This window comes from Flagellimonas iocasae (genome assembly GCF_042682725.1).
Lineage (GTDB): Bacteria > Bacteroidota > Bacteroidia > Flavobacteriales > Flavobacteriaceae > Flagellimonas > Flagellimonas iocasae.
This window is the reverse complement of sequence record NZ_JBHUHU010000003.1, coordinates 25,291-49,050: the sequence shown is the minus strand read 5'-3', so window position 1 is coordinate 49,050 and position 23,760 is coordinate 25,291. Positions and strand designations below refer to the sequence as shown.

The 23,760-nt window shown below is 42.0% G+C and carries 23 protein-coding genes; 10 read left to right on the top strand and 13 right to left on the bottom strand.

Going from position 1 to position 23,760, the window contains the following annotated elements; all coding sequences use genetic code 11:
* Positions 1–10: 10 nt before the first annotated feature.
* Positions 11–580: a DUF4136 domain-containing protein gene (locus ACFSJE_RS07570; protein WP_379830382.1), complete on the bottom strand. Its 570-nt coding sequence runs from the start codon at positions 578–580 to the stop codon at positions 11–13.
* 63 nt (positions 581–643) lie between these two features.
* Positions 644–805 (bottom strand): DUF5522 domain-containing protein, encoded by a 162-nt coding sequence (locus tag ACFSJE_RS07565; RefSeq protein WP_379830381.1) that lies wholly within the window; start codon positions 803–805, stop codon positions 644–646.
* Between the two features lie 172 nt (positions 806–977).
* Between ACFSJE_RS07565 and ACFSJE_RS07560 the strand changes: the two genes are divergently transcribed.
* The 4 genes from ACFSJE_RS07560 to hemL all read left to right on the top strand — a co-directional run bounded on the left by ACFSJE_RS07560 (position 978) and on the right by hemL (position 4,705).
* Entirely contained in the window at positions 978–1,307 is a 330-nt protein-coding gene (locus ACFSJE_RS07560) for a hypothetical protein (protein WP_379830380.1), read from the top strand.
* A gap of 9 nt (positions 1,308–1,316) precedes the next feature.
* Positions 1,317–2,222: a 1-aminocyclopropane-1-carboxylate deaminase/D-cysteine desulfhydrase gene (locus ACFSJE_RS07555; protein WP_379830379.1), complete on the top strand. Its 906-nt coding sequence runs from the start codon at positions 1,317–1,319 to the stop codon at positions 2,220–2,222.
* The gene (locus ACFSJE_RS07550; protein WP_379830378.1) at positions 2,219–3,073 is read left to right on the top strand and encodes a glucosaminidase domain-containing protein; all 855 of its coding nucleotides are present in this window, start codon (positions 2,219–2,221) and stop codon (positions 3,071–3,073) included. The genes ACFSJE_RS07555 and ACFSJE_RS07550 overlap by 4 nt, the downstream gene beginning before the upstream one ends.
* 354 nt (positions 3,074–3,427) lie before the next feature.
* Positions 3,428–4,705: a glutamate-1-semialdehyde 2,1-aminomutase gene (gene hemL, locus ACFSJE_RS07545; RefSeq protein ID WP_379830377.1), complete on the top strand. Its 1,278-nt coding sequence runs from the start codon at positions 3,428–3,430 to the stop codon at positions 4,703–4,705.
* 32 nt (positions 4,706–4,737) lie between these two features.
* On the opposite strand, the gene ACFSJE_RS07540 is transcribed toward hemL, so the two are convergent.
* From ACFSJE_RS07540 to ACFSJE_RS07530, 3 genes are all read right to left on the bottom strand, one after another.
* Complete coding sequence (locus ACFSJE_RS07540) at positions 4,738–7,977, bottom strand: FG-GAP-like repeat-containing protein (protein WP_379830376.1); 3,240 nt, start codon at positions 7,975–7,977, stop codon at positions 4,738–4,740.
* 281 nt (positions 7,978–8,258) lie between these two features.
* Entirely contained in the window at positions 8,259–8,891 is a 633-nt protein-coding gene (locus ACFSJE_RS07535; RefSeq protein ID WP_379830375.1) for a hypothetical protein, read from the bottom strand.
* Positions 8,892–8,905: 14 nt separating this feature from the next.
* Positions 8,906–9,112, bottom strand: a complete 207-nt coding sequence (locus tag ACFSJE_RS07530; RefSeq protein WP_379830374.1) for a helix-turn-helix transcriptional regulator — start codon at positions 9,110–9,112, stop codon at positions 8,906–8,908.
* Positions 9,113–9,250: 138 nt separating this feature from the next.
* Between ACFSJE_RS07530 and ACFSJE_RS07525 the strand changes: the two genes are divergently transcribed.
* Entirely contained in the window at positions 9,251–9,571 is a 321-nt protein-coding gene (locus tag ACFSJE_RS07525) for a hypothetical protein (protein ID WP_379830373.1), read from the top strand.
* A gap of 19 nt (positions 9,572–9,590) precedes the next feature.
* Here the strand turns inward: ACFSJE_RS07525 and ACFSJE_RS07520 are convergent, their stop codons facing one another.
* From ACFSJE_RS07520 to ACFSJE_RS07490, 7 genes are all read right to left on the bottom strand, one after another.
* Entirely contained in the window at positions 9,591–10,433 is an 843-nt protein-coding gene (locus tag ACFSJE_RS07520) for a hypothetical protein (RefSeq protein WP_379830372.1), read from the bottom strand.
* A 100-nt stretch (positions 10,434–10,533) separates the two neighbouring features.
* The gene (locus ACFSJE_RS07515; protein ID WP_379830371.1) at positions 10,534–11,535 is read right to left on the bottom strand and encodes a hypothetical protein; all 1,002 of its coding nucleotides are present in this window, start codon (positions 11,533–11,535) and stop codon (positions 10,534–10,536) included.
* Between the two features lie 342 nt (positions 11,536–11,877).
* A complete protein-coding gene (locus ACFSJE_RS07510; RefSeq protein ID WP_379830370.1) occupies positions 11,878–12,999 on the bottom strand; it encodes a DUF748 domain-containing protein in 1,122 nt (373 codons plus the stop codon).
* 2 nt (positions 13,000–13,001) lie between these two features.
* Complete coding sequence (locus ACFSJE_RS07505) at positions 13,002–14,555, bottom strand: AsmA family protein (RefSeq protein ID WP_379830369.1); 1,554 nt, start codon at positions 14,553–14,555, stop codon at positions 13,002–13,004.
* Between the two features lie 8 nt (positions 14,556–14,563).
* Complete coding sequence (locus ACFSJE_RS07500; RefSeq protein WP_379830368.1) at positions 14,564–14,986, bottom strand: arsenate reductase family protein; 423 nt, start codon at positions 14,984–14,986, stop codon at positions 14,564–14,566.
* Positions 14,987–15,175: 189 nt separating this feature from the next.
* Positions 15,176–16,594 (bottom strand): HmuY family protein, encoded by a 1,419-nt coding sequence (locus ACFSJE_RS07495; RefSeq protein WP_379830367.1) that lies wholly within the window; start codon positions 16,592–16,594, stop codon positions 15,176–15,178.
* Positions 16,595–16,610: 16 nt separating this feature from the next.
* On the bottom strand, positions 16,611–18,752 hold the full coding sequence (locus tag ACFSJE_RS07490; RefSeq protein ID WP_379830366.1) for a TonB-dependent receptor plug domain-containing protein: 2,142 nt from the start codon (positions 18,750–18,752) through the stop codon (positions 16,611–16,613).
* A gap of 103 nt (positions 18,753–18,855) precedes the next feature.
* Here ACFSJE_RS07490 and ACFSJE_RS07485 point away from each other — a divergent pair, with 103 nt between their 5' ends.
* The 3 genes from ACFSJE_RS07485 (at position 18,856) to ACFSJE_RS07475 (ending at position 21,280) form a co-directional block, all read left to right on the top strand.
* Positions 18,856–19,782 carry a DUF6607 family protein gene (locus ACFSJE_RS07485; protein ID WP_379830365.1) on the top strand — a complete coding sequence of 309 codons (927 nt, stop codon included), beginning with the start codon at positions 18,856–18,858 and terminating at the stop codon, positions 19,780–19,782.
* On the top strand, positions 19,766–20,323 hold the full coding sequence (locus tag ACFSJE_RS07480; protein ID WP_379830364.1) for an FMN-binding protein: 558 nt from the start codon (positions 19,766–19,768) through the stop codon (positions 20,321–20,323). The genes ACFSJE_RS07485 and ACFSJE_RS07480 overlap by 17 nt, the downstream gene beginning before the upstream one ends.
* Before the next feature lie 99 nt (positions 20,324–20,422).
* Positions 20,423–21,280, top strand: a complete 858-nt coding sequence (locus ACFSJE_RS07475; RefSeq protein ID WP_379830363.1) for a helix-turn-helix domain-containing protein — start codon at positions 20,423–20,425, stop codon at positions 21,278–21,280.
* Positions 21,281–21,286: 6 nt separating this feature from the next.
* On the opposite strand, the gene ACFSJE_RS07470 is transcribed toward ACFSJE_RS07475, so the two are convergent.
* Positions 21,287–22,342 carry an adenylate/guanylate cyclase domain-containing protein gene (locus tag ACFSJE_RS07470; protein ID WP_379830362.1) on the bottom strand — a complete coding sequence of 352 codons (1,056 nt, stop codon included), beginning with the start codon at positions 22,340–22,342 and terminating at the stop codon, positions 21,287–21,289.
* 102 nt (positions 22,343–22,444) lie between these two features.
* Here ACFSJE_RS07470 and ACFSJE_RS07465 point away from each other — a divergent pair, with 102 nt between their 5' ends.
* Both ACFSJE_RS07465 and ACFSJE_RS07460 read left to right on the top strand, forming a co-directional pair.
* Positions 22,445–22,852, top strand: a complete 408-nt coding sequence (locus ACFSJE_RS07465) for a DUF5367 family protein (RefSeq protein ID WP_379830361.1) — start codon at positions 22,445–22,447, stop codon at positions 22,850–22,852.
* 28 nt (positions 22,853–22,880) lie between these two features.
* Complete coding sequence (locus ACFSJE_RS07460) at positions 22,881–23,717, top strand: NAD(P)H-binding protein (RefSeq protein ID WP_379830360.1); 837 nt, start codon at positions 22,881–22,883, stop codon at positions 23,715–23,717.
* Positions 23,718–23,760 lie beyond the last annotated feature (43 nt).

Genomic DNA, 23,760 nt, shown 5'->3' with positions numbered 1-23,760 from the left:
GCTTGTAATTTTAGTTGGAGGCAACCGCGGCATTGGGCGGATACTCCTCTAGAATTTGGGAGACAAACTCTCGGATGCGCTCCTCTTTCTTTTCAATATTTTTGGTGTTGTTCAAGGTGCCTACGCCGCGACCCTGCCAAACCAATTCTTTTTTATTGGCATCGATGACATCAATATAAAGGGAACCTTCTGTACTGGTGCTAACGTTGTTGCCCCAACCCCAGCCCCAACCGGGACCCCAGACCCAGGGGTTATAGAACCCACCATAACCCCAACCAAAGTTGTTGTTATAGACGTCAACGCGCTCGCGTTCCTTGGTAAAAATGCTGATAAGCACATCAGGATTTTCAGATTTTACGAAGCCTCGTGAACCCAGTTCGGTTTCAATGGCTCTAAGAATACGTTTTTTGTCCAAATCGGAAATTTGGGCTTTATCGATACCAGTTTTGTAAAAGGCGTAGCTTTTATAGGTGTTGAAATCCGCCTTTTGATCGTAGTCGGAAACCACTCTGACAGAGGTGCAAGAAGCCAATACAATAAGTGCAAGCGCAGCCAAAGTGAAGAATTTTACATTTTTCATAGTACTGTTTTTGAATTCGTTGAGATTACTAAATACGTCACAAATATTATGCCGAATGCGATTTTAGCGTCTCATGTTTGTTTTTGAACTGTACCCATACGGACAATGTCGGCATCCACTTTCGCAACAATATCCTCTTTTTAATAGATATTGTTCCGTGAATACCCGGTATCCCTCTTCCGAAAAGTAAAAATCGCCCTCCTCCAAGGGAATGTATTCCTTCATACGTACAACGCAAATTCGCTACATAAAGTTACGATTTTCACGGGAAAGCCCCTAGGGTTTTAAGATTTCCAAAACAGGGTTGTTCACCGATATTGTTAATGGTATTATCGATTGCATCCAATTTGCACTGCATTTTGCTGTTATATTTGTAGGAAACCATGATAGTTTTCAAGTGATATTGGTATTCAAACACTTTTTCTACAAAAATTACGTCGGACTATCGGTGTGGCCTTTCATCTTCCTAAAGGAAGGGTCGCTCAAAATGGATGGGGTGCTCATCAACCATGAACGCATCCACCTGAAGCAACAACGCGAACTGCTCATTTTGCCATTTTATATCCTTTATATTTCTGAATGGTTGCTACGTACATTACTCTATTTGAATAGCTATCGTGCCTACCAAAACATCAGTTTTGAGCGTGAGGCCTATGCCAATGAGAAGGACATGGACTATCTTTCCAAGCGAAAAGCCTTTGGCTTTGTCAATTACCTGACGCGTTAAGGATTTCATTTGAAAACACATAATCAAAAAATAGAGTCGCCCTTTCTTGATGAAAAAGAGGTGACCCTTCACATTAAACGGGAAGATACCATTCATCCCCTGATTTCGGGAAACAAGTACCGCAAGCTCAAATACAATCTGTTGGAAGCCCAGAATCAGGATCAAGATACCTTGCTCACCTTTGGTGGGGCCTTTTCCAACCATATTGCATCGGTGGCCTGTGCCGGACATGAACAGGGATTCAAAACCATTGGGGTGATTCGCGGTGAAGAATTGGAGGGGAATTGGGAAGATAATCCCACGTTGAAATTGGCAAATGATCATGGAATGCAGTTTCATTTTGTATCGCGAAGTGCCTACCGAAATAAGACCGAATCCAATTTCATTCAACAAGTAGAAGATACATTCGGTGAATTTTACCTCCTTCCCGAAGGCGGCACAAACGAACTCGCCGTGAAAGGTTGTGCCGAAATCCTGACCGAAGACGATTCCACTTTCGATTATATCTGCTGCAGTGTGGGTACAGGTGGCACGGTGGCGGGACTTATCAATTCATCCCAACCACATCAGACCGTTTTGGGATTCCCCGCATTGAAGGGTGATTTTTTGAAGGCGGATATCCGTACATTTGCGCAAAATGATCGTTGGCAGTTGCTTACCGATTATCATTTTGGAGGCTATGCCAAAGTGACCCTGGAGTTGGTGCAATTCATCAATGATTTTAAAAAGGGAACGGGAATTCCTTTGGACCCCATTTACACGGGAAAGTTGGTTTTTGGTATTTTTGAACTCATAAAACAGGATTTTTTCCCAAAGGGAACCCAAATTTTGGCCATCCACACGGGGGGAATACAAGGTATAAAAGGCATGAACCAGGTGTTGGAACAAAAAAAATTACCGTTATTGGACGTATGATCAGGCGAATAGGATATGTGCTGTTGGTTGCATTTTTGCTGACCAGTTGTGGTGCTAAAAAAAGAAGGACGACCCATAGAAATGGGGCTCCCGTGGTGATAAAACACGAGGAACCTACCACCAAGTCCACTACCGACACAGAAACCGAGGTGGCCAAGGACCTTTATCCCATGCCAGCAGACCCGGGGCGGTTTGAGCGTTTCCCTATTTCCGATACCGAGGAATATATCAAGACCTTTGCCGAAGTGGCCCAGTACGAAATGCGTGCCTTTGGCATTCCGGCCAGTATAACGTTGGCACAGGGTATTTTGGAAAGTGGCTCTGGTCGAGGCGAACTTACCTTAAAGACCAACAACCATTTTGGTATTAAATGCCATACGGGTTGGCAGGGCGAATTCGATTATCACGATGATGATGCTAAGGGAGAATGCTTTAGAAAGTATAACCACCCCATGTTCTCGTTTCGGGATCACAGTATCTTTTTGTCCTCACGTTCCCGCTATGCCTTTTTGTTCAATTACAGGCGGGACGATTACAAAAAATGGGCACACGGTCTTCGACAAGCGGGTTATGCCACGGACCGACACTATCCACAAAAGTTGATTGCTTTAATTGAGCGGTACGACTTGCACCAATACGATGAAGCTGTTGTTGAAGGTGGTTTATCCACGGTTCGTGAGCCTAAGCAATATGAAGTATTTACCCACGTGGTGGAAAAGGGCGATACCCTTTATGCCATTTCCCGCAAATACGAAATCTCGGTGGACGAGATTCAACGGCTCAACAATTTAAACGGGACCAACATTTCTATAGGGCAGGTACTGAACATCCGAAAAGAAAAAGCGAAATAAAAATAAACCAATCGTCAACCTGAACTCCCGCCTGCCGGACGGGCAGGAAATTCAGTATGACGGCTAAAGCTGTCAGTTCGAGCGCAGTCGAGAACGACTTTCTCCGAGATGACATCTCGACTGCGCTCGATGTGACATTTAGGACTTTGTCCGTGTTGAACCACCAATTTCCGTTTCCAAGAAAGTTGCAGGATATGTACCTTTGCTGCAACTTTCATCCTGAGCGCAGTCGAAGGATCTCAGAAGGACTGTACCCTGAGCGTAGTCGAAGGGTATTTCTCGCAATGACAGATTTTGAATTACCTGAACAAATAAAATATAGATTCCCGCCTTCGCGGGAATGACATAAAGTATATGATCTACCAACGAAGCAGTGCCCTCTTTGCTGAGGCGAAAAAATACATCCCCGGAGGGGTAAATTCCCCGGTGCGGGCGTTTAAAGCGGTAGGGGGCGACCCCATTTTTGTAAAGGAGGCCAAGGGTGCCTACCTCTATGATGTGGATGGCAACCAACTCATCGATTACATTGCCTCTTGGGGTCCACTGATTTTGGGTCACGCGTATGAACCCGTGATCAATGCCGTGATTGAAAAGGCCAAAAAAGGCACTTCGTTTGGCATGCCCACCGAAATTGAGACCGAACTGGCCCAATTGGCGGTTTCCATGGTGCCGAATATTGACAAAATACGCTTTGTGAACAGTGGTACCGAAGCCTGTATGAGTGCGGTGCGCCTCGCGCGCGGGTACACGGGCAAGGACAAGATCATCAAATTTGCAGGCTGTTACCATGGTCATTCCGACTCGTTTTTGATACAAGCGGGGAGTGGTGCCGTGACTTTTGGGAGTCCCAATAGTCCTGGGGTGACGCAGGGCACTGCCAAGGACACCCTGTTGGCGGATTACAACGATTTGGAAGGGGTGAAAGCTCTGGTGGAAGCCAATAAAGACGAAATCGCAGCCATTATTTTGGAACCTGTGGCGGGTAATATGGGGTGTATTATTCCCACGGATGAATTTATCTATGGTTTACGCAAACTCTGCACCGAAGAAGGAATTCTATTGCTCTTTGATGAGGTGATGACCGGCTTCCGATTGGGGAAAGGTGGTGCACAGGAAGCTTTGGGAGTGGATGCCGATATGGTGATGTTTGGAAAAGTGATCGGAGGTGGACTGCCCGTGGGTGCTTTTGCGGCCCGAGCCGAAATTATGGCCCATTTAGCCCCGGAGGGGCCGGTGTACCAAGCGGGAACCTTAAGCGGAAACCCATTGGCCATGAGTGCCGGACTCGCCATGCTCACCGAACTGAACAACCGTCCAGAAATTTTTAAGAGTCTCTCCGAGAAAACCGAATACCTGCACAATGGCATTGCCCAAGTGTTGACCGAAAAAGGAGTGACCCACCAGATTAACCGCTATGGCAGTATGATCTCCGTGTATTTTACGGACGAACCGGTGGTGGATTTCGCCTCCTCGGCCAAGGGCAACAACGATACCTTTAAAAAATATTTCCATGGCATGTTGGACAATGGGGTGTATTTACCCCCCTCTGCCTTTGAAAGCTACTTTTTAAATGATGCGTTAAGCTATACCGATTTGGATAGGACGATTGAAGCAGTGGGGAAGGTGTTTTAACATGATCATATCTGCTGAAATAATCACGAGTTTTATCTTTTTAATGTAAAATGTCCCTTAAAAACTCTGCCATTTCCAAGATCAGCACTGAACCAATAATCATTTGAAATCATTTGATTACCTAAAAAAGTTCCATCCCATCCATTGTCCAAGGAGGAGAAATTAGTAATAAGTTTTCCGTACCTGTCGTATATGGTTATTACTGAGTTGGGATATTCGGATGCTCCTAAAATCTGCCAATAATCATTGACATTATCCCCATTGGGTGTAAAAAACTTGGGGTAGTCTATTATGGTTACTGATTCAGAGTCTTCACCACATCCTTTTTTATCTCTCACATAGACGGTGTATTCGCCACCTATGACTCCGTTAAAGGTAGCATCATCAAAAAAGTTGATGCCATCAATGGAATATTCAAAATCCCCATCACCAGAGGCTATGATCTCTATATAGTTCTGCCCTGACAACTCTTGAAAATTTACCTGTGCAATGTGGGGCAGCTCAGACCGAACCATCGAGAAGGTATATGAATTTTCACAAACAATTCCATTTTCGGCCTTGTCCACTACAAGCGAATAATTCCCTTCGGTTGTAATGGATACGCTATATGTGGTTGATAAAACCGTTCCATCTTCAAAAACCCATGCATAGGAATCAAATATTGCAGGTACTTCCAACTCCAAAGAAGGCTCTAGGTCACAAAGCGAATAGGATTCCTGCAAATTGACTTCTGGGATTGTATTTACAATTATGGTAAAGGAAGTTTCAGCATAACAGGTGGGGTTTGATTCATATTCAGCTCTAACTACTATTTCTTGTTCAAAAGGAGTTGAATTTCTATAGGAGTCCGAAACAAAATCAATCAACGGAGCACCATCCTCATCAAAATAAGATAATCGTAAGCCAGCTTGATTCCCTATAAGTAGGGTTTCTATGTTCGAGGTGTCAAAAAACGCAAATCCATCATTATCACCACATTCCAAAATGTCTTCGATTTGGTTCAGTTCTGGTTTACTGGAGGTGGTAAAAATCAAATCGGTTTCTGTGGAACAACCCGTTAAGATATTTGTGATCGTGACAATCATTGTTTCTTGGAAGGCGACAGTGTTGGTGTAGGGGTTGGGTAAATCCATATACTCGACTCCATTACGGTCTGTGTACACCAATTCCATATTAGTTTGGTTTCCGATAATTGTTTCGGATATGTTGGAGGTGTCAAAGTATTCTGAAAAACCATCATTAGTATCATCGCAACCAAACAGTTCATACGAAGTCTCCACCATTGGAATTGGATTTACAATCAAATCTGTGGTAGTTTCCGAATAGCAATTGGAAAGGGTGTCTACAATCCTTACGGTGATGGTTTCCGAGTCCATACGGGTATTTTGATAGGCGCTTAGGGAACCCGTAGGGATTAGGTCTCCGTTACGATCATAAAATTCAACTGTCATGCCGGATTGACTTCCAATAATGATAATTTCCAAGGGTGTCAAATCAAATTCAGCATAACCATCGTAATCCTCATCACACATCAGAATATCGTCGAGAGGATTAGCAATAGGGGCAGGAGTACTGATAATCTTAAAATCGGTAATGAGGTAGCAATTGGAATTAACCGTGCTTTGGACCCTTGCATAAATAGTTTCATCTAGCCCTTGACCTGCGTAGGGCATGGATAACCTATAATTGTCCGCTTCGGCATTTTCCACCGAAGTATAATAGAAGATCGTAAAATCATTCGGAGAGGCTCCATTCAGTATTTCGGTATCTTTTAATTGATTAAAATCATATTCCACATTATTGCTGTTGGAGCAAGAAGCCAAATCGGCGGGTTGTGCAATGGCGGGGAGCCCACTTATGGTCACAACTTTGGTCAATGTATTGGTAATGGCACCTTGGGTAAATGTCGCGGAAACCGTATAAGTGCCTTCATTTGAAAATAGGTGGGCGGGTTTTCTTTCCGTGGAAACGTTCAGGCCTACTGTAACGGGGTCTCCAAAATTCCAATCAACCGAATCAAAATCATTGTTCAATGAAAAATTTAGGGTGTTGTCACAATCGCAGGTTTGGTTTGCCAATATTGCTGTGGGCACCTCTTCATTAAGCAGTTTGTTCTCATAGATATAGGTGATTTCATCATCAGTGGGGTTTGTTTTCCTTCCAAAATAAAGAATGTCCAAATCATTATCATTATCAAAATCACCAAGCTCAACACCTCCAAACATACATTGGGGCAAGGAATGCGAAAAATTGGAAAAGGCACCATTCCCGTTATTCCTATAAATTTTCGTGTTTTCTGGGTAGGTTCCCCAAGGACCGGTACCGTAATTAATGGCATCGAGGTCCCCGTCATTATCCAAGTCGCCCAACTCAATATCATTGAATAAAACACCCTCGTCTGCAATTCTAAATGTATTGGTGAAGTTCATGTTTCCATTGTTGGTATACACATAAAAATCACCGGTTCCATCTCCAGTATTGTTATTCAAGTTAGGACTTCCAGTAAAAACAATATCAGGAAGGCTATCGTTGTTAACATCACCAATATCCATGGCCACATAGGACAATTTGGGCAATACGGTAGTTTGTTTGGCAAACTGAAAGCCTCCGAGATTTTTATAGATTTCGAAGGTAAAATCTTGATCGGTGGAAAGTGCCAGTACCAAATCGGGCAATCCATCCCCGTCCAGATCTTCCCATTCGGCACTTGACATGGTACCATTGCCCCGTCCACCGGGAATATTGTCAATGGTGTTCAAGGTCTGTTCTGTAAACACGTCTCCGCCTTCATTTTTAAAGGCTGTGATCAACATTTCATCGTTGATGTCCATACCGGCCAAAAAAATATCGAGCAAGCCATCATTGTCAATGTCCACCCAATCACTGGACCCTTTGGATATTCCTGGCAATGCCAAAGGCAATTCCACAAACTCACAGCCATTGTTTGAATTTCTGAAAACTTTGGTGATACCATATTCAGAAAAACCACTGGTGGTACCCGAGTAGAGTAGGTCGGGTGAGCCGTTATTGTCAAAATCCCCCCAAGCATGATCGCCGTAAATTACCCTGGGAATAGTATTTATGGGACTTTCGGAAAAGCTCATATCCCCATGGCTCTGGTAAAAAACGGCATGGTTAAATCCATTGTCAAAGTCAACCCCGGTCACAAAAATATCCAGATGCCCGTCTCCATTGTAATCCACAAAAGAACTGAAACCCTGATACCCTCCTTTAAAATTTTGGGTATTTAATCTTTGAAAAGATTGGGCCAAAGTGGAATTTGGCAAACCAAACAACAGGACCACAAACCATGTTACTATGCTAGTTTGGATTGAAAATTTGGGTAGGTTATGGTTTTGCAAAATGGGGTTTGATTGGGTTATGCCATAAAATAACGAAAAGTAGGGCAGACCATTGTAATTTGTCTGTATAATGTAAGGTTTTTCGACAAAACCATGCTTTGGTGAAGCATGATAGCTACCTGTAATTTTTTGGTCAGAAAAAAGGGGAAGGTGTTTTAAAACTATGGCACGAATCTCGTGTGTTTGCGAGATTAAAATTCTATCTGACTCACCAAACTTTTACCATAATAAAGCTCAAAATAGGGCTGTTTTGGCAGATTTTTGAACAGGTAAAAATAAATTTCGGCTGTGAATTTATTGTAGTCGACATAATCATAGTGTACAAAAAGGATTCTTGACTTTTTGTTTTTTGAAAATATTCCAGAGCCTGTGCCAAAATCGATTGGGACCGCCATGTTGGAATAACCTTCAAAGATGTAAGTATAAAAACTATCTTGATGATTTGGGTCAAATTCTGGTAAATCCTTGAAAGGCTCACCGTCTTCATTAAGAATTTCTTCGTTCAAGAACATTTTTGATTGGGCACCCACAGCACGATATGCTTTAAAATCCCCTATTTTATACCGGATTTTGTTTACTGTATCCAATAAGGAAAAAGCATTTACATCCACGGGGCTTTGGTCCAATGATTCTATTTTACATCTTGTGAGCGCTTTGGAAAGATTTTTGGAATCCGAGGTATTTAAGGACCTTACGTTGAACTTTCGGGAAACTCCCTTGGTTTTTAGTACTTCAATACTTAACTGATCTACAACTAGATTTTGGGCTTGAGCAACAAAAAAAGTAGCCCATACCAATACGATGGTTGTTATTATTTTTTTCATGGGATTAAAAGGGGTTAGTTTTTGGTAGATACAAGCAACTCACAAACATCCACTTCTAAGATCTCAGCGATTTTAAATAAATCCTTCAAATGAGGCTGGGATTTGTTGATGCACCAGTTTGAGACTGTGTGCTCATTTTTATCAAGTTGTAGTGCCAAGTCTTTTTGACTAACACCTTGCCTGACCAAGATTTCTTTGATTCTATTGAACTTCTCACTCATTAAGCCAAATGTACAAAATGCAAGTATGTTTTACACTTATGAATATCTTCATTTCATAAATGACATTTTGAAATGCATATTTAATTTGCATTAATGTAATTTTGTTTTACATTTGAATATCAAAAAATAGTAATCAATATGATTGAAAAGTCCCAAATCATTCATCTGATACAACAAGATTTAAAACACAGCCAACTCACCGAAGCTCTACGGAATTTAGGGTTGGATGATGGTGGATTGTATAGTTTGGATTTAATATCGCTTGTGGCTCAATTGATGGAAGTATCACCTGAACACATGGAAAACTTTACAGAAATCTATGGCAGTTATTTGGATAAAGCTGCTCAGTACCCTGTTACCTATTTGGGAGAGCCATTGTTCCAAATAGCGGAAAAGTGTTACTCAGACTTATTGGATATTTTGGGTAGTATAGATTGGGGAGCAAACAATTACTTATAACAATTATTGAAAACTGGTTTTAAATTTCTTTGTCAATTGCTATAATCATTAAACCCTCCAAAGTATATCGTCTATAAAATTTCATAAATGCCATAAAAGACAAATATGAAATTCCAGTCAATGTGAACAAGATTAATCCGTTTTTTAGATTAAACTCAAGGAAACAAATAACTCTAATAAAAAAGTAAGTTGCAAGTATGTTGAAAATGAGACTCAATGTTCTCAAGAAGCCATACAGAGCGACATAATTACTCATTTTCGCTTGATGTTGCTTACTATTTTCATAAGCATAATGGGTAATTATTCTATGAAAATCAAAATCATTTCCTTTTCCGTTATCATATTTCTCTGGGTTTTCTAATTTATCAAGGCCCAGTTGATGTATTAGCCTATTGGCTTTGGACACAATCATTTCTTGTAAGAATTCATCCAATGATTTTTTATAGAATCTTTTAAATCCCAGTAATTGTCCAAAAATCCAGTCAAAAAACACACATGGAAACAAAACAATTATCATAACAATTCTCCACACTACATCCTTCCAATTACCACATGATTTCCAATACCCTTTATGCTCCATGTTAAGTAAATACTTTGAAGGGTAGCTATATCTCCAATTAGCATATTTCTCTATTGTTATAGAAGAAGAAAAACTGATTAAGTGCCCAATTGTATATGATATTATTACAAAAAAGAAAAAACCTTCGAGTTCAATGTTCGAAAAGTTTTTTATAAAGTCTAAAGGGACAAAAGACTCATTTATCTTGAGATAATCCACTATAAGGTAGGCATATATTACTAGAGAACCTGGGATTAAATAGCCCAAAAAATCGTAAACGGAAAAAGGGTTTTGCTTGATCATAAATATCGATTCTTAACAAAGGTCATAGTCATTATTATGGTCATGGTAGCTGGGCATAATTTTTATTTTTCTTCGATTTGTGAATTGTTACAAATATTTACTATTCATTATAATAGGGTGTTAGATAGTCCTTGTTTTCGGAAAAAAACTTGTCGAATATATTATTACTTAATTCAGAAACTTCGTAGATATATGGTCCATCTGGATTATAATCTTTTATAATGCTACGTTTAAGATCCCATTCATAATGATGGACTCCACGATTATTAAAGTCTTCTTTATTTATATTTTCTAGCCCTCTATCTTTTAAAGCTCTTTCATAAGCAGTTTTCACCTTATCAATTCCTAATTTGACACTTTCAAAATCAGTGATGAGATTGTCTGTTTGAACTTGCATTAAACCAAGAGAATGCTTCTGTTTTGTCAATATAAAGCTTATGTTTTCAGCAATTCGTGTAATTTTTGGTCTATTAAAATCTTCATAGATCATTAAAGCATATACAATGGATTTTAATTTGTTGTTTTTGATATTTTCATTTATGAATTTTCCATACTTCTCATGGAAATTCTTATATCTACTCTCTAAATAGTTTTCTTTTCTTTTTATGGTTTTATCTGAAGAAACTCTAATCTGATTGAAAGTTTGAAATAAAAAGATTAAAATAATTATCCACAATTCATTTGAAATAGTTTCGAAATCAGGAAGTATATTTTCTTTCCTGAAAATAATTTCTGAATATGCAAAATATGAAATCGAAATTATAGATATCCAATAAAGAATTTGACGATACCAATTCATTAGAAGTCCACGATTTGTGACTAGGTTAAATAATAATCTAAATAAGACATAGTAAATTGAGATAAAGTAAATGTTAATTACAAATTTGTCTAACCTAATTTTATAAAGAATCGCCGAAACAATAAAAAGATATACAATTGGACCAATTATTCGGAAAAGAAAGTTAAATGCAGGAGCCTCTTCAACTTTCAGAAACATAGAAATTTGCATATAGCCAACTGAATATGAATGTCTTCCAATCCAATTGATTAAAAAGAATAGAATTACTCCTAAAACTAAATGTAAAATGTGAACTTCAATCATTAGTTCAAATTATGCTCAACTTCTTTGATTCTAATACAGAATAAATATCTATACACCTAAATAGAGGACATACCCGATACAATCAGTCCTCTTTATTTACATAAAGAATGTTCCACTAAGACTTGAGGGAGGGGAGTTTTGAGCTGTTAAAGTACCGAAATTCAGTTAATTAGCATTGTGTAAAAACCATAAAAAAACTGGGGGTTTTGTACAATTTACAGTGAACAATGAACAATAAATTTCAGAAGTCAGAAGTCAGAAGTCAGAAGTCAGAAGTCAGAAGTCAGAAGTCAGTGGTCAGAAGTCAGTGGTTTAGAGGTCTGATATCTGAAGTCTGAAAGGCTAGTCCTTGTCTTTCTTTTTATTCTTCGACTCCTTTTCTTTGGCCGTTTTTTGCACATCGGTAAAGTCAATGTCGTCATCTATGATTCCCTTAAACGCCTTGATCCAAGCATTCCTAAAAATGTTGGTGACGGTGGGCCATGTTTTGGTGCGTACATCGTTAAGGTCACCTTCAATGGGTACTTTGGTGGCGAGGGTGTTCTCTTTGTGGTTCTTCAAAATAAATTTAAAGAAGCCCACAAATCCTTCCCACAGCGTTTCCAAAAAGGCATCGTCCTTGCCAATGAGCTTGGCATCTTTTATAATGGGTTTTAGGGAACCTTGCAGATAGCCATCGGCAATGGCCATTTCGCCATAGAAATTAAACTCGCCTTTGTCAAAATCAATGCCCGCGTAGTGGTCCGTAAAATCATTGAGGGCGGTAACGTTGGCGTTTTCCAACGAGAGGGCCAAATCCATATCGGGAATTTGTTTTACCAAGTCCATTTTGCCTTCCAAATGCAGGTTTCCCTCACCAATGGAGACGGCATCGGCCACGAGGTCGGAGGGGAGTCGCTCCCCGGTGCGTTCCACATTGCGCAGGTTGGTGGCGTAGAGCTCAATCTGGTTGAGGTGCAAATCAATATTGGGGTCGGCGGTGAGCTGTACAAAAGCCACTTTTCCGTCATGGATTTCCAATTTGTTGATGTCTATGGGCACCAAATCCGTCAACGCCTTGGTCCAATCGTCAATATCGGCATCTTCCGGGGTTTCCTTTTGTTGGTCCTCGAACACATAAATCAGCGAAGGGCGGGTCATGTTGATTTCGCTCACAATCTTACCCTTAAAAAGTGAAGACCACTCAATGGAAATGTTCGTCCGTTCAAAATTGAGAAAGGGAATCTCCGTATCGGCATTCACCTTGTTCAAATACAGTTGGTCTATGGTATAGGCCCCGGTGATCAGGGAAAGGTCAATATCCTCCACCTGACCGTAATACCCGGGAATATCGGCCAGGACCTTGTTCACATAATTTTTTACGATATAGGGCAGCACCAACCGAAATGCCACCAACAACACGATGATGATGGCCGGAACCAGGAATCGTTTTCTCTTGTACATGCGTTTGCGTTGTGCGGCCATACTCAGTCAGTTTTCTTTTTACCCTTGCCGGTCACCGTGTCCAACAGTCCGGCTTTTAGGTTGATCCACAAATAATTGAAGAAGGACTTGTCCGTGTTTCGCTCCACATCAAAATAGCCGTAGCGATAGCCTTCGGGGTCGGTGTCGGAGTTTTTTCGGGCGAAAATGTTCACCACGGCGGTGAGCAGTTTGTTCACACCCAAGCGATCCTTTTTCAGCACCACAAACTCAAATTCGTCATAGTTCATTTTCATTTCCCCGGTGGATTTCACCTCATTTCCACTGATGGTAAAGTACATCTGGTTTACATCTCCGGATACCTCGGCCCTTAAATTTGTCTTTAAAAATGGGTTGATGGATTCGGTCTTGAAATCGGATAGCGTTCCCGAAGCCAAAAAATCATTGGACTTGCTTTGGGGGTCAAACGACCAGTCGAGGGAGAGGAAACCATCACCCATCAATTGTGCTTCGGCATTCACCTGCACTTTACCTTCTTTTTTGCTGTGTAGGTTATTGATGGTGGCCGTAAGTTCTGTAAACCGGAGGCTGTTGGGGTCCACATCCAGCTCCAAGCGTTCCTCATAGCTGAGCGTACCTTTTTGAATGGCGATGGTGTCCACCTGAAGGTCTAGCGGTAAATCCCGTAGGGCTTGATTGTACAATTTTTTATGCGAGGTGTCGTCAGGGAGGAGTTTATCCCGATACACCTGAAAATGGGGTTCTTGCAGGGTAATTTCTTGGATGTGGAGTTGTGGTTCTTCCGTCTCAAACCCAAATTGAAACTGTTTTAGGCTCATGGCGTTGATGGCAAGGTCGTAATGATCGTGCTCTACCCGCAATTTTTTGGACAATTCGTCCCGACTGTATTTGGACTGAAGCACGAAATTGGTGATGTGGCTTTCCTCGGGAGTGAATTGCAATGCATCAAGCTGCAAAAATTCGTAAGGCCCCATATCATAGTACAGTTTTTGGGTGTGCAGTTCATAGTTACCGTAGGTAAATGGAATTTTGTTTTGGGCCGTTTCCGGGTCGAAATGAATATCGCTTACGGAAAAATTAATGTCTTGGATGGACAGTTGGGTGCTATCCGATGGATTTTCAACCACCTCCAATTGTCCATTGTTGATGCTGAAATTTCCAATGGCAATACGGGTTGAATCACTCTTTTTTGAGCCGTTTGATGGCGTTTTGGTGGAGTCGGTCTTTGTTTTCTGAAGGACCATCACGGGCTCATTCAAACTAAAATCCGAAACTGAAATATCTCCTTTGGTCAACAAGGCCCAATAGCCCAAACCAGAAACTTTAATTTGCCTCGCCTGAAGATTGAACAATTGCGCGTTGTGATCCAGACTGATGTCTTCCAAAGTGATGCTGCCCAATAGGATATTGGTGCTCAGCGAACCGTATTCCAGATTCAGGTGCGGCGGTACATTTTTGGCAAGGGCATACTTCACCTTGTTGGTAAACAGCAGTTGGGCCGTGACCCCAAGCACCACCAAGATAAAAATGGCCCAAAGGGCCACAGTTCTTTTTCTAACCGTTCTGCGATGTACCATAGATTGTTTTACGATTCGTTTTCTTCCCCGTCCAGCATTGGGGCTATATCTGATGGGGTTTCAATCTGAAAGGCCTTATCTCCATTGACCACAATAGGGTTTTGAAAAACCTGTGGACTTTTTTCCAAAATCTTGAACCAATCGTTTTCATCACTGATATCTGGATTTTCGCCATATTTTGACACAAATTCTGGATGCTCAGTATTGATCAATTCCTTGATGGGAATGTTCAGCAAATCGGCCAATTCAGACCATTGCGTGGCGGTGACCTTGGTCTTGGTCACATCAATTTCCAAAACTTTCTTTTCGGAAGCTTTTACATAGCCCAACGTCTGCTTGCCTATGGAGGAAGCAGAACTGTAATAGAACTTCAATTCCCGTTTATCTGTTGCGATTACTCCCATGTCATCCATCAAATTATTGTTTTTCATAAAGATACCCTAGGGACTGCGTTTGGGTTGACGCTATCCGTTTATTTGCTGTCGTAAAAGCGTTTAGGGTGCTTTTTAGCAAAAAAACCGGAGCAAATGCCCCGGTTTTCACACAAACTAACTCAAAACTTACCCCAAAATTGATAACAAAAGGTATCGTAGTGAGCTTCCGAATAATGAATCTTCGTCTTACAGCAAAGCGAATTCAAACGCAGGATAGCCTCGCACCCCGCTTTCATCCGTTAAAGCTGTAAACCTGATTTTATAGAGGTTGCCGTCAGTATCCCGAAGGACAAAGAAGACATCTGATTTTAAGGAGGGAAGCGTGCCTGGGCCTCCACCATTTCTCCAACTGCTTCCGATGCCGCGCTGGCCGTCCAAGAACAATTCCTCATCCACATCGGCCAAAGTGAAGTCAGCATAAGCAATGGGTGAGGTTTCCAACATATAGGCAGCCGCACCGCTTAAAATATTGGTGGTGATAAAATCGGCATAGCCGTATGAACCAAAACCTTCAATTTCGTTGGTGAAAGCCGTAAAGTTGATATCCCAACGGTCTGCAGCCGGTTGAACGTCCACGGTTTCTTCTGTTTCAAAACTGAAAAAAGTAAAATGATATCCCGATGTTTTGGAAATGGTCACTTCTTCATGGGTAGTGGCATCCAAATCGGCGTATTGCAACACGTAGTCATCCCCATCACGAAGGATACGAATCTTTTTCCATCCACGGGCCTCACCACGAATGGCTTCGGCTCCTACTTCAGGCTCATTGGTTCCTACGGCAAGACCCAAGTTTACCAAATATACGGGATTGTCGCCATCAGTTTCTGAAATAGCAGCGATGGCAGTACCATCAATGCTTCCCGTTACATCATCCACATACGCCATGTTGGCAGGATCGTATGTGGCAACGGCCACTTGGGGTTGCAGGGTTTCCACATCAGCAGGGGTAACGGCATCAATATCGGTGCTCTCCAAAGCGGTCGCCGCCATAAAAATGGAACCGTTGATTTTTACCCTAAAGGCATCACCACTATAGAACGCAAGGTCCCAGCTATCACGAAGGGCTGTGGTTTCGGTAAGGGAGCTTAAATCCACATACACTTGATTGTCCTCATTGGGGCCACCTACTTCTGGAGCCACACTACCCGAAGGTGCAGCGGTTTCAGTAAAGCTAACCGCCAATTGAGTGTTCCCTTGAATGGTGGCATCGACAACACTAACGGCTGAAATGGTGAAATTAACGGCTTTGGTAGTGCCTTCAATCGCATCCTGAAGCTTAGTGAAGGTAAACGATGTTCCAGTGGACCCTCCCGAAAAATTTACGGTCAATTCACCCGAAGCTCCTGCAGGGTCCGTGGTGAAATCGGTATCGTACTCGGCGTTATCCGTGGTATAGGTCAGCGTTACGGAACCATCCTCTGGTGCAGTGGTTGAAAATACCAAGCTGACCTCTTTTTCGGTATCAACCGTATCAAAACTCAGCGAAGGATTTTCAAAAGCAACGACAAATTCTTGTTGTGGAGTGCTCCCACCGTCGTCGTCACTGCAACTGGCCCCCATCAACAGAAAGGTCAAGGATAGTACATATAGTGTGTAATTTTTCATGAAATTGGTTTTAAGATTAAATATTTAGGTTATATAATAGCTTTACAAAAAAGGACCTGCCGTAGCCCAATAGCAGTCCATTGTTGGGCGAAGAATGCACTCCACCGCTGGATACCGTTGACGTGTTTATCCGGGTAATGTCCAATAGGTTTCTGGCCCCCAACGTGAGGTGCAGTTTGTTGTTCATAAAGGACTTTTTAATGGAGCCATCCATCCATCCGTAGCCTTCGCGTTTGGACCGAATAAAGCTGGGGTCATCCTGATTGGTATCCAGCACAAATTGATATTCAGGACCGTTGTATTTAAAGAACAGCGAGACCATGGCATTTATCTTCGGAATTTGATACCCCACATTGGAACTCACCTGAAGGGCATAGAGATAGTCATCATTGAAGGATTCTTCGCTGTTCAACACTTTACTCTCCCCAGAGAAGGATAGGCCAAGGTCAAACTGAAGATTACCATAAACGACTTTGTTGGTAAAGGAAGCGCCCCAATTGCGGTACACATCTATGTTGTTGTATTGGAAAGCCAACGGACTTTCATTGACAATGGTGAGTTCAATGCGGTCATCCACATTGAGGTACCATGCAGAGATTTTAGAGCTCAATTGCCATGAAAGGTCTTCAGGGAAAAAGTTCTTTTTAAGGTGAAAAAAGGAAGAGATACCACGTTCTGGACTGAGATTGGTATTTCCCCGAACATCATGGTTGACATCCACAAAATAGGTGAACAGTTCATCAAAATTTGGATTTCGGGGTGATGTTCCCAAAACCGCCCGTAACTGATAGCCGTTGTCAAAAGCATATTTGGCACTCAAGGAATGGGCCATTTGTGTTTTAAATTGGGATGAGAACATGGCGCGGGTCCCTGGCCGAAATGAAAATCGTTTGCCCAGTTCAATTTCCGCTGTTGCAAACGCATCATAAGCCTCCAGTCTGCGGTCTATGCTGTTACCACTAAACGTACCTGCCAAAGGGGAGGAGTAGCCTGAAATGTTGCTCAACTCGTAGCCCAATTGTAGTCCAACTTTTTCAGATTGAAAGAAATCGTTGAAGGTTCCTCGGGAGTAAATACCTTTTCTGGATTCATATTCTTGGGCATCCACGTCAAATTTTTCCCGTGCGTTAATACGATAACTGTACTGCTCAACATCCCTTTTTTGCTGCTGATAGGACGTTGAAATATCGTAGTTGATGGCCTTCAGGAATATTCCCGCCACATTCAGGTGGTTGTAGAATCGGTGTGATGTGAATTCAGAATCGGTAGCCGTAGGATTACTGGTTTGGGTGGAAGGATTGTAGTTTTCCCGAACCACGGAGTCGTATCGCTGCACCTGTTCATTAAAATATTCCATTCTATAGAATGACCTAAAGTTTTTTCCAGAATAGTTCACCAAACCCTTACCCGAGTATTGCACTTTAGGGAGCCATTCGTATCCTCTGCGGCCGTCATTTAGTGGATGGTATTCGCCTTCACGATTGTTAAGGTGCCCTGTAAAGTCGTTATGGGTTACGTTACCATTGATGTACCACTTTTCTGAGATGCGATGCCCCAAAGTGAGGGACTGAATATGTCTTCCTTGATCAAAAAAGCCATATTCATTTCCAATGGTTTCTTCCTGCACGTAAGGAGTGATTTCCCATTCGTAGTTCGAATCTTTTCGCGTGATGATATTAATGATGCCGGAAACCGCGTTGGAACCGTACTGTACACCCATGGAGCCTTCCACCAGCTCCACTTGCTCAATATCATCCAGATTGATTTGGGTGAGGTCGGCATTGTTTCCAAACCCTTCATCATTGATTAAGGGAATATTGTCCACCAGAATTTTGAAGTATTGACCATCCAACCCGAAGAGCTCCACACTGCTCTTTCCGGTAGATGGGTTGGGTTGTATGCTGATGTTTAAGGATTGGTTGAGTACGTCGGCCAGTGTATTTCCTGCAAGTCGGTCCAAAGTCTCCCGAGGAATCACCTTTACTTCAAAAACGGACTTGTCAACGCTTTGTTTATTGATTTGGCCTGTGAGTACGACCTCTTCCAAGTTTTGCATGGCCATTGAGTCTTTTTCCACGGGTTCAGCTTCTTGCGCCATTGCTACGACGCAGAAAAAAAATGAAAAATAAATGGAAAACTTATTTTTATTTAGACTCATTCTAGTTAGATTTGTCGCAAATATATAGGTTATTTTAATTCAGTCTAAATAATATTAATATTTTTATCAAATCAATTTTTGAGCAGTCTAACTAGATACCATTATGAAGAAATCAATCATTATTACAACACTTGCCCTTGGAATCGCATTGGTAATGCACGCCCAGGAAAAGAAAGAATTGGACCGTAGAGCCATAAAGGATATGTGCGGTTGTTTTGAGATCACCTTTCAGTACACGGAGACCTTCGCGCCTGAAATCGACTATGAAAAAAAGCTGGATTACACCGCAAAAGCTTTGGAGTTGGCCCTACCCATTGTGGATGAAGAGAACAAAATTTCGCTACAGCATTTGTTGGTGGTCCATGATACCGTAGTTATTAAGCATTGGCGTCAGGATTGGCTCTACGAAAACCAGGATGTTTTCTATTACGACAAGGACAACAACTGGACCTTCCAAAAGCTTCCCGCCGATGCTGTGAAAGGACAGTGGACCCAAAAGGTGTACCAAGTGGATGACAGCCCCCGCTATTCGGGTTCGGCCACTTGGGTACATTATGATGGGAAACATTACTGGGAAAATGAGACGGATTCCCCACTGCCCCGAAGGGAATATTCCAAGCGAAGCGATTACAACGTCATGAAACGGGGCAACCGCCAAGAAATCACCTCGTATGGCTGGGTTCATGAGCAGGACAATGACAAGATTATCCGTAAAGACGATACACCTGATGTACTGTTGGCCGAAGAAAAAGGAATGAACATTTATACCAAAGTGGCTGACGACAACTGCAAAATAGCCCAAGACTGGTGGACCAAGCATAAGGATTTCTGGGCCAAAGCCAGAGCTTCTTGGGACCAAGTTTATGATAGAAGCACCGATTTGACCCTACTTAAACAAGTGGACAACTCGCCGCTGTTCATGCATTTCTACAACTTGGAAGAGGCCAATGCCACCCAAGACAAGATATCAGAATTGATCAACACCTTTATCACCGACAAAAAATCCATTAAAAATGTTGAGGGAAAGTAAGTTTAAGGTACAAAGTTTGGCCGTCTTTTTGGCGGCCCTTTCCCTCTTTGGTTTCAGGCCACAAAAGATATCTCCCCAACTTCAGGAGAAAATAGATAATGCCGTTGAAACGACTTTTGAGGTGGAGGAATTCACCTTGGAGCGGCTTGCGTTAGATGTCACATTGAATGAAAAAACCCAAGTGGAACTAGGTGGAGAAAACCTGTTCAACATTGTCAAGGAAGGCAAATCCTTGGGATACCTATACTTGGGTGAGGCCCCCAGCATGAAAAAAGTATTTGATTATGTAGTGCTTTTCAATCCAGATATGAGCATTAAAAAATCCAAAATTCTGATTTACCGTGAAGATTATGGTCGCCAAGTGGGAAGTCAACGCTGGCTTAAACAGTTCATTGGTAAAAAATCTGGGGAAAGTTTGGCCTACGGCGAAGATATTGATGCGATTTCTGGAGCCACAATCTCTGCAAAGTCGATGACCTTGGCCGTGAGTAATGTACTGTTGAGTATGAAGGTTTTACAGGAGCATAATTTTTTTGAGTGATTGGAATGTTGTCAAAATCGCTTGGGCCACCTGTAAGGGTGGCTTTTTTGTTTCCCATTCAAGTTGATTATTCTGGCTAAATTTGGATAATTTCAATGTATGACCCGGGATATCATCGACATTAATGATTTCACTGTTTTGGTGGAGGAGGCTCAGGCCGATGTGCCAACACAAGACGCCTGCTTGTTCGATGAACCTGTGATTGCGGTGGCGTTCTACGGTTCAGGCAATGTGGACCTTGCGGTAAAATATGGGGAGACCCAAAAGAATTTTCAATACACCAAAGGTTTGGCGCTCTCTTTTTATGCTGATGAAAAGGTGGTATTTGAGCATACCGTAGCCTCGAATAGGCCATTAGAATGTATTGTAATTGCCACTTCTCCCCGAAATTTGGAAAAATTGCCCAATGCGGAAGGGGAACTGTTCGCTGAAATGCTCAATCAACTCGTGAATCCAAACGACCACTTTGTGGAAGGGCCTCAATTTTTTATGACCCCGGAGATGCAATCCGTGGTGGACCAGGTGTTTCATAATTCGTATGAAGGAAAAACGAAAATGATGTTTTTTCGGAGTCAGATGACAACCTTGCTCTCCCACTTTTTTGGACAATTGGCCTCCATGGATAAATCCGCCATCAAGGCCTCGGAACGGGAAAAATTAGTTCAGGCCAAAGAGATCCTTTCGGCGCAATTGGACAACCCCCCATCGCTAACAGAACTATCCCGGCAAATAGGGCTCAACAGTTTTAAATTGAAAAAGAATTTTAAGGAAGTTTTCGGCGTTCCGGTGTTCAAATACCTTCAAAACCAACGGATGGAAAAGGCTCACGAACTGCTCCGAAATCATGAAGCTACGGTTCAAGAGGCTGCTTGGCAAGTGGGGTACGATAGCTTGAGTTCCTTTTCCAATGCCTTCGCAAAAAAGTTTGGGTTTCGCCCTAGTGAGATTCGGCAATAGCCCATTTTAGAGTTGAGTGACCGCATAAAGGGGTACTTTTTCTTCCTTTCCCTTTAGGGAAATGCTGCCCAAAGCGCTAAATGCATAACTACTTGAATCAAAATAATCGGCGATTGTCTTAGAAACCAGCAATTCACTATTCAATATGTTGCACTGTCCTTGGATTCGGGCAGTGGTGTTAAGCGTGTCCCCGTGGTAGGCAATTTCCTTTTTGTATTTTCCCACTTCGGTCACGGTGACCAAGCCTGAATGCATTCCAGCCTTAAAGAAAGGAAGCACTCCATATTTTTTCTCATAATAATTTCGCCTTTTCTCCAAGGTCAATTTAAAATTGTAGAAAGCCTTGAGGCAGTTTTCATTTTTTAGACCATTCTTCAAAGTCCAAGTAAGAACAGCTTCATCACCCACATATTGGTAAACTTCAGCACGGTTGTTGGCAATGGCATTTCCAAGGTCGTTAAAACAATCCTGAATCAACAAGCTATAGTTTACATGGCCCAATTGTTCTGCAAGTTGGGTGGAGGAGTGAAGGTCCAAAAACATAAAAATGCGTTCTTCTTCCCGCGGGGTGTAAAACTTTCCTTGAATGAGCTTTCTAAGATTCCCTTCCCCCAGCATTAGATTGATTTGCCTCAGCAGCGTCAAAAAACCATCTACTGACAGCACATAGAAATATATGGCGGCGCTTCTCTCATCAATGGCAAAATCCACAATGCCCATGGACGTGCCAAAATAGAACTGGTACACACCGTAGGCTCCCAAAATCAATAAAATCAGGAATAGAATACCATAGACTAACCGGAAAAAAAGCAGTCTGAGCAAGGAACGGTGTTTTTGGATGCGTTCTTCAGTAAGAATTTGGGCAAAGCCAGAAATCAATCCCATAATGGGGCCCAGAGTGATGGAAATCAGTAGGCTGGAAAGTAAATCAAATTTAAGGCTGCCCATCTCGGTGGTGCCCACACCACGAACAATGCTCAGGAACACAAAGGCAAGGGTCCAACCGATACAATAAAACCGGATTATCCGCCATCTGCGGTTGTTGATGAAAACCAAGGACATTTTCCAAAGTTATCCTTTTCAAACAAATCTTACTGCTTTTCAAACAAATAGACCCAGCGCGTTTGACGCAATTTTGCCCTGTAATCTTAAAGCAAAAATCAAATGAAATTCTTTAGAGCAATATTTATCGGACTTATCATCTGGATTTTCGGAGTTAGCATTTTTCTGCTCTCCTATTTTATGCCGGTTATGGACGATTTGGATTTTCAGGCTAATCTAGTACTCTCACTAGTCGTGATTCCTCTGGTTTGGATGGGTTCATGGTTCTACTATACGAATGACACTACAACCCATGGACTACTGGTCGGATTCGTGCTGTTCCTTACCAGTGCACTGATGGATGCACTTATTACGGTCCCTTATCTAATGGCTCCTTTTGGAGAAACCCATTATAGTTTTTTTTCAGCGCCTAGCTTTTGGTTAATCGCTGCGGAGTTTGTGTTGACCACACTGCTGTTCTGGAATTTCAGAGTAAAGCAAAGCAATCAGAAAACAATCAATTCAAAATAAATAGTCTAATAACAAGAACAAGAAAATCATGAAAGCAAATTATTTAGTACTTGGTGGAAAAGGAAAAACAGGACGTAAAGTTGTGGAGCGATTGAGACAATTGAATCAAAACTTACGTATCGGTTCACGTAGTGAAACTCCCTCTTTTGATTGGGAAAATCCAGAAACGTGGGCCAACGCTTTGGAAGGAATGGATAGGGTGTACATTACTTTTCAACCCGATTTAGCGGTTCCCGGCGCTTTGGAAGCCATTGAAGGATTTATCAAAATCGCAAAGCAGAAACAAATCAAAAAAGTGGTGCTATTGTCAGGAAAAGGAGAGCGGGAGGCCGAACTGTGTGAGCAAGTGATCATCAATTCAGGCATTGATCATACCATTGTAAGAGCAAGCTGGTTTAATCAGAATTTTAGCGAAAGTTTCTTTTTGGATCCCATTTTGGCCGGGCATGTTGCCTTGCCCCAGGCCGAGGCCAAGGTACCCTATGTGGACACGAATGACATTGCGGATGTGGTGGTGGAAGCCTTGATGAATGATGCACATAATGGGGAAATCTATGAGTTGACAGGTCCTCGCTTTTTGACTTTTCAGCAAGTTGTGAATGAGATTGCGCAAGCAACTGGACGAGATATTGCATTTACACCTATTTCGCTTCCTGCCTACACCAAAATGATGGAGGACTTCGGTGTGCCGGCAGATTATGTTTGGTTGATCAATTATCTATTTTCTGAAGTGCTTGGGAACAAGGCCAATGAGGTCATCACCCATGATATTGAAAAAGTATTGGGTAGAAAGCCCAAGGATTTTTCGGAATATGCTACTGAAACTGCTGCAACCGGAATTTGGAATCAGGAGGTTGAGGTATAGTTCATAACCGAGTTGAATAAGAAGCAGGCCCTTTGGGCCTGTT

Coding starts and splice junctions, on each gene's coding strand:
- ACFSJE_RS07570 (WP_379830382.1), bottom strand. CDS start 580: ATGAAAAATGTAAAATTCTTCACTTTGGCTGCGCTTGCACTTATTGTA.
- ACFSJE_RS07565 (WP_379830381.1), bottom strand. CDS start 805: ATGAAGGAATACATTCCCTTGGAGGAGGGCGATTTTTACTTTTCGGAA.
- ACFSJE_RS07550 (WP_379830378.1), top strand. CDS start 2,219: ATGATCAGGCGAATAGGATATGTGCTGTTGGTTGCATTTTTGCTGACC.
- hemL (WP_379830377.1), top strand. CDS start 3,428: ATGATCTACCAACGAAGCAGTGCCCTCTTTGCTGAGGCGAAAAAATAC.
- ACFSJE_RS07535 (WP_379830375.1), bottom strand. CDS start 8,891: ATGAAAAAAATAATAACAACCATCGTATTGGTATGGGCTACTTTTTTT.
- ACFSJE_RS07530 (WP_379830374.1), bottom strand. CDS start 9,112: ATGAGTGAGAAGTTCAATAGAATCAAAGAAATCTTGGTCAGGCAAGGT.
- ACFSJE_RS07525 (WP_379830373.1), top strand. CDS start 9,251: ATGATTGAAAAGTCCCAAATCATTCATCTGATACAACAAGATTTAAAA.
- ACFSJE_RS07520 (WP_379830372.1), bottom strand. CDS start 10,433: ATGATCAAGCAAAACCCTTTTTCCGTTTACGATTTTTTGGGCTATTTA.
- ACFSJE_RS07515 (WP_379830371.1), bottom strand. CDS start 11,535: ATGATTGAAGTTCACATTTTACATTTAGTTTTAGGAGTAATTCTATTC.
- ACFSJE_RS07510 (WP_379830370.1), bottom strand. CDS start 12,999: ATGGCCGCACAACGCAAACGCATGTACAAGAGAAAACGATTCCTGGTT.
- ACFSJE_RS07505 (WP_379830369.1), bottom strand. CDS start 14,555: ATGGTACATCGCAGAACGGTTAGAAAAAGAACTGTGGCCCTTTGGGCC.
- ACFSJE_RS07500 (WP_379830368.1), bottom strand. CDS start 14,986: ATGAAAAACAATAATTTGATGGATGACATGGGAGTAATCGCAACAGAT.
- ACFSJE_RS07495 (WP_379830367.1), bottom strand. CDS start 16,594: ATGAAAAATTACACACTATATGTACTATCCTTGACCTTTCTGTTGATG.
- ACFSJE_RS07490 (WP_379830366.1), bottom strand. CDS start 18,752: ATGAGTCTAAATAAAAATAAGTTTTCCATTTATTTTTCATTTTTTTTC.
- ACFSJE_RS07485 (WP_379830365.1), top strand. CDS start 18,856: ATGAAGAAATCAATCATTATTACAACACTTGCCCTTGGAATCGCATTG.
- ACFSJE_RS07480 (WP_379830364.1), top strand. CDS start 19,766: ATGTTGAGGGAAAGTAAGTTTAAGGTACAAAGTTTGGCCGTCTTTTTG.
- ACFSJE_RS07475 (WP_379830363.1), top strand. CDS start 20,423: ATGACCCGGGATATCATCGACATTAATGATTTCACTGTTTTGGTGGAG.
- ACFSJE_RS07470 (WP_379830362.1), bottom strand. CDS start 22,342: ATGTCCTTGGTTTTCATCAACAACCGCAGATGGCGGATAATCCGGTTT.
- ACFSJE_RS07465 (WP_379830361.1), top strand. CDS start 22,445: ATGAAATTCTTTAGAGCAATATTTATCGGACTTATCATCTGGATTTTC.
- ACFSJE_RS07460 (WP_379830360.1), top strand. CDS start 22,881: ATGAAAGCAAATTATTTAGTACTTGGTGGAAAAGGAAAAACAGGACGT.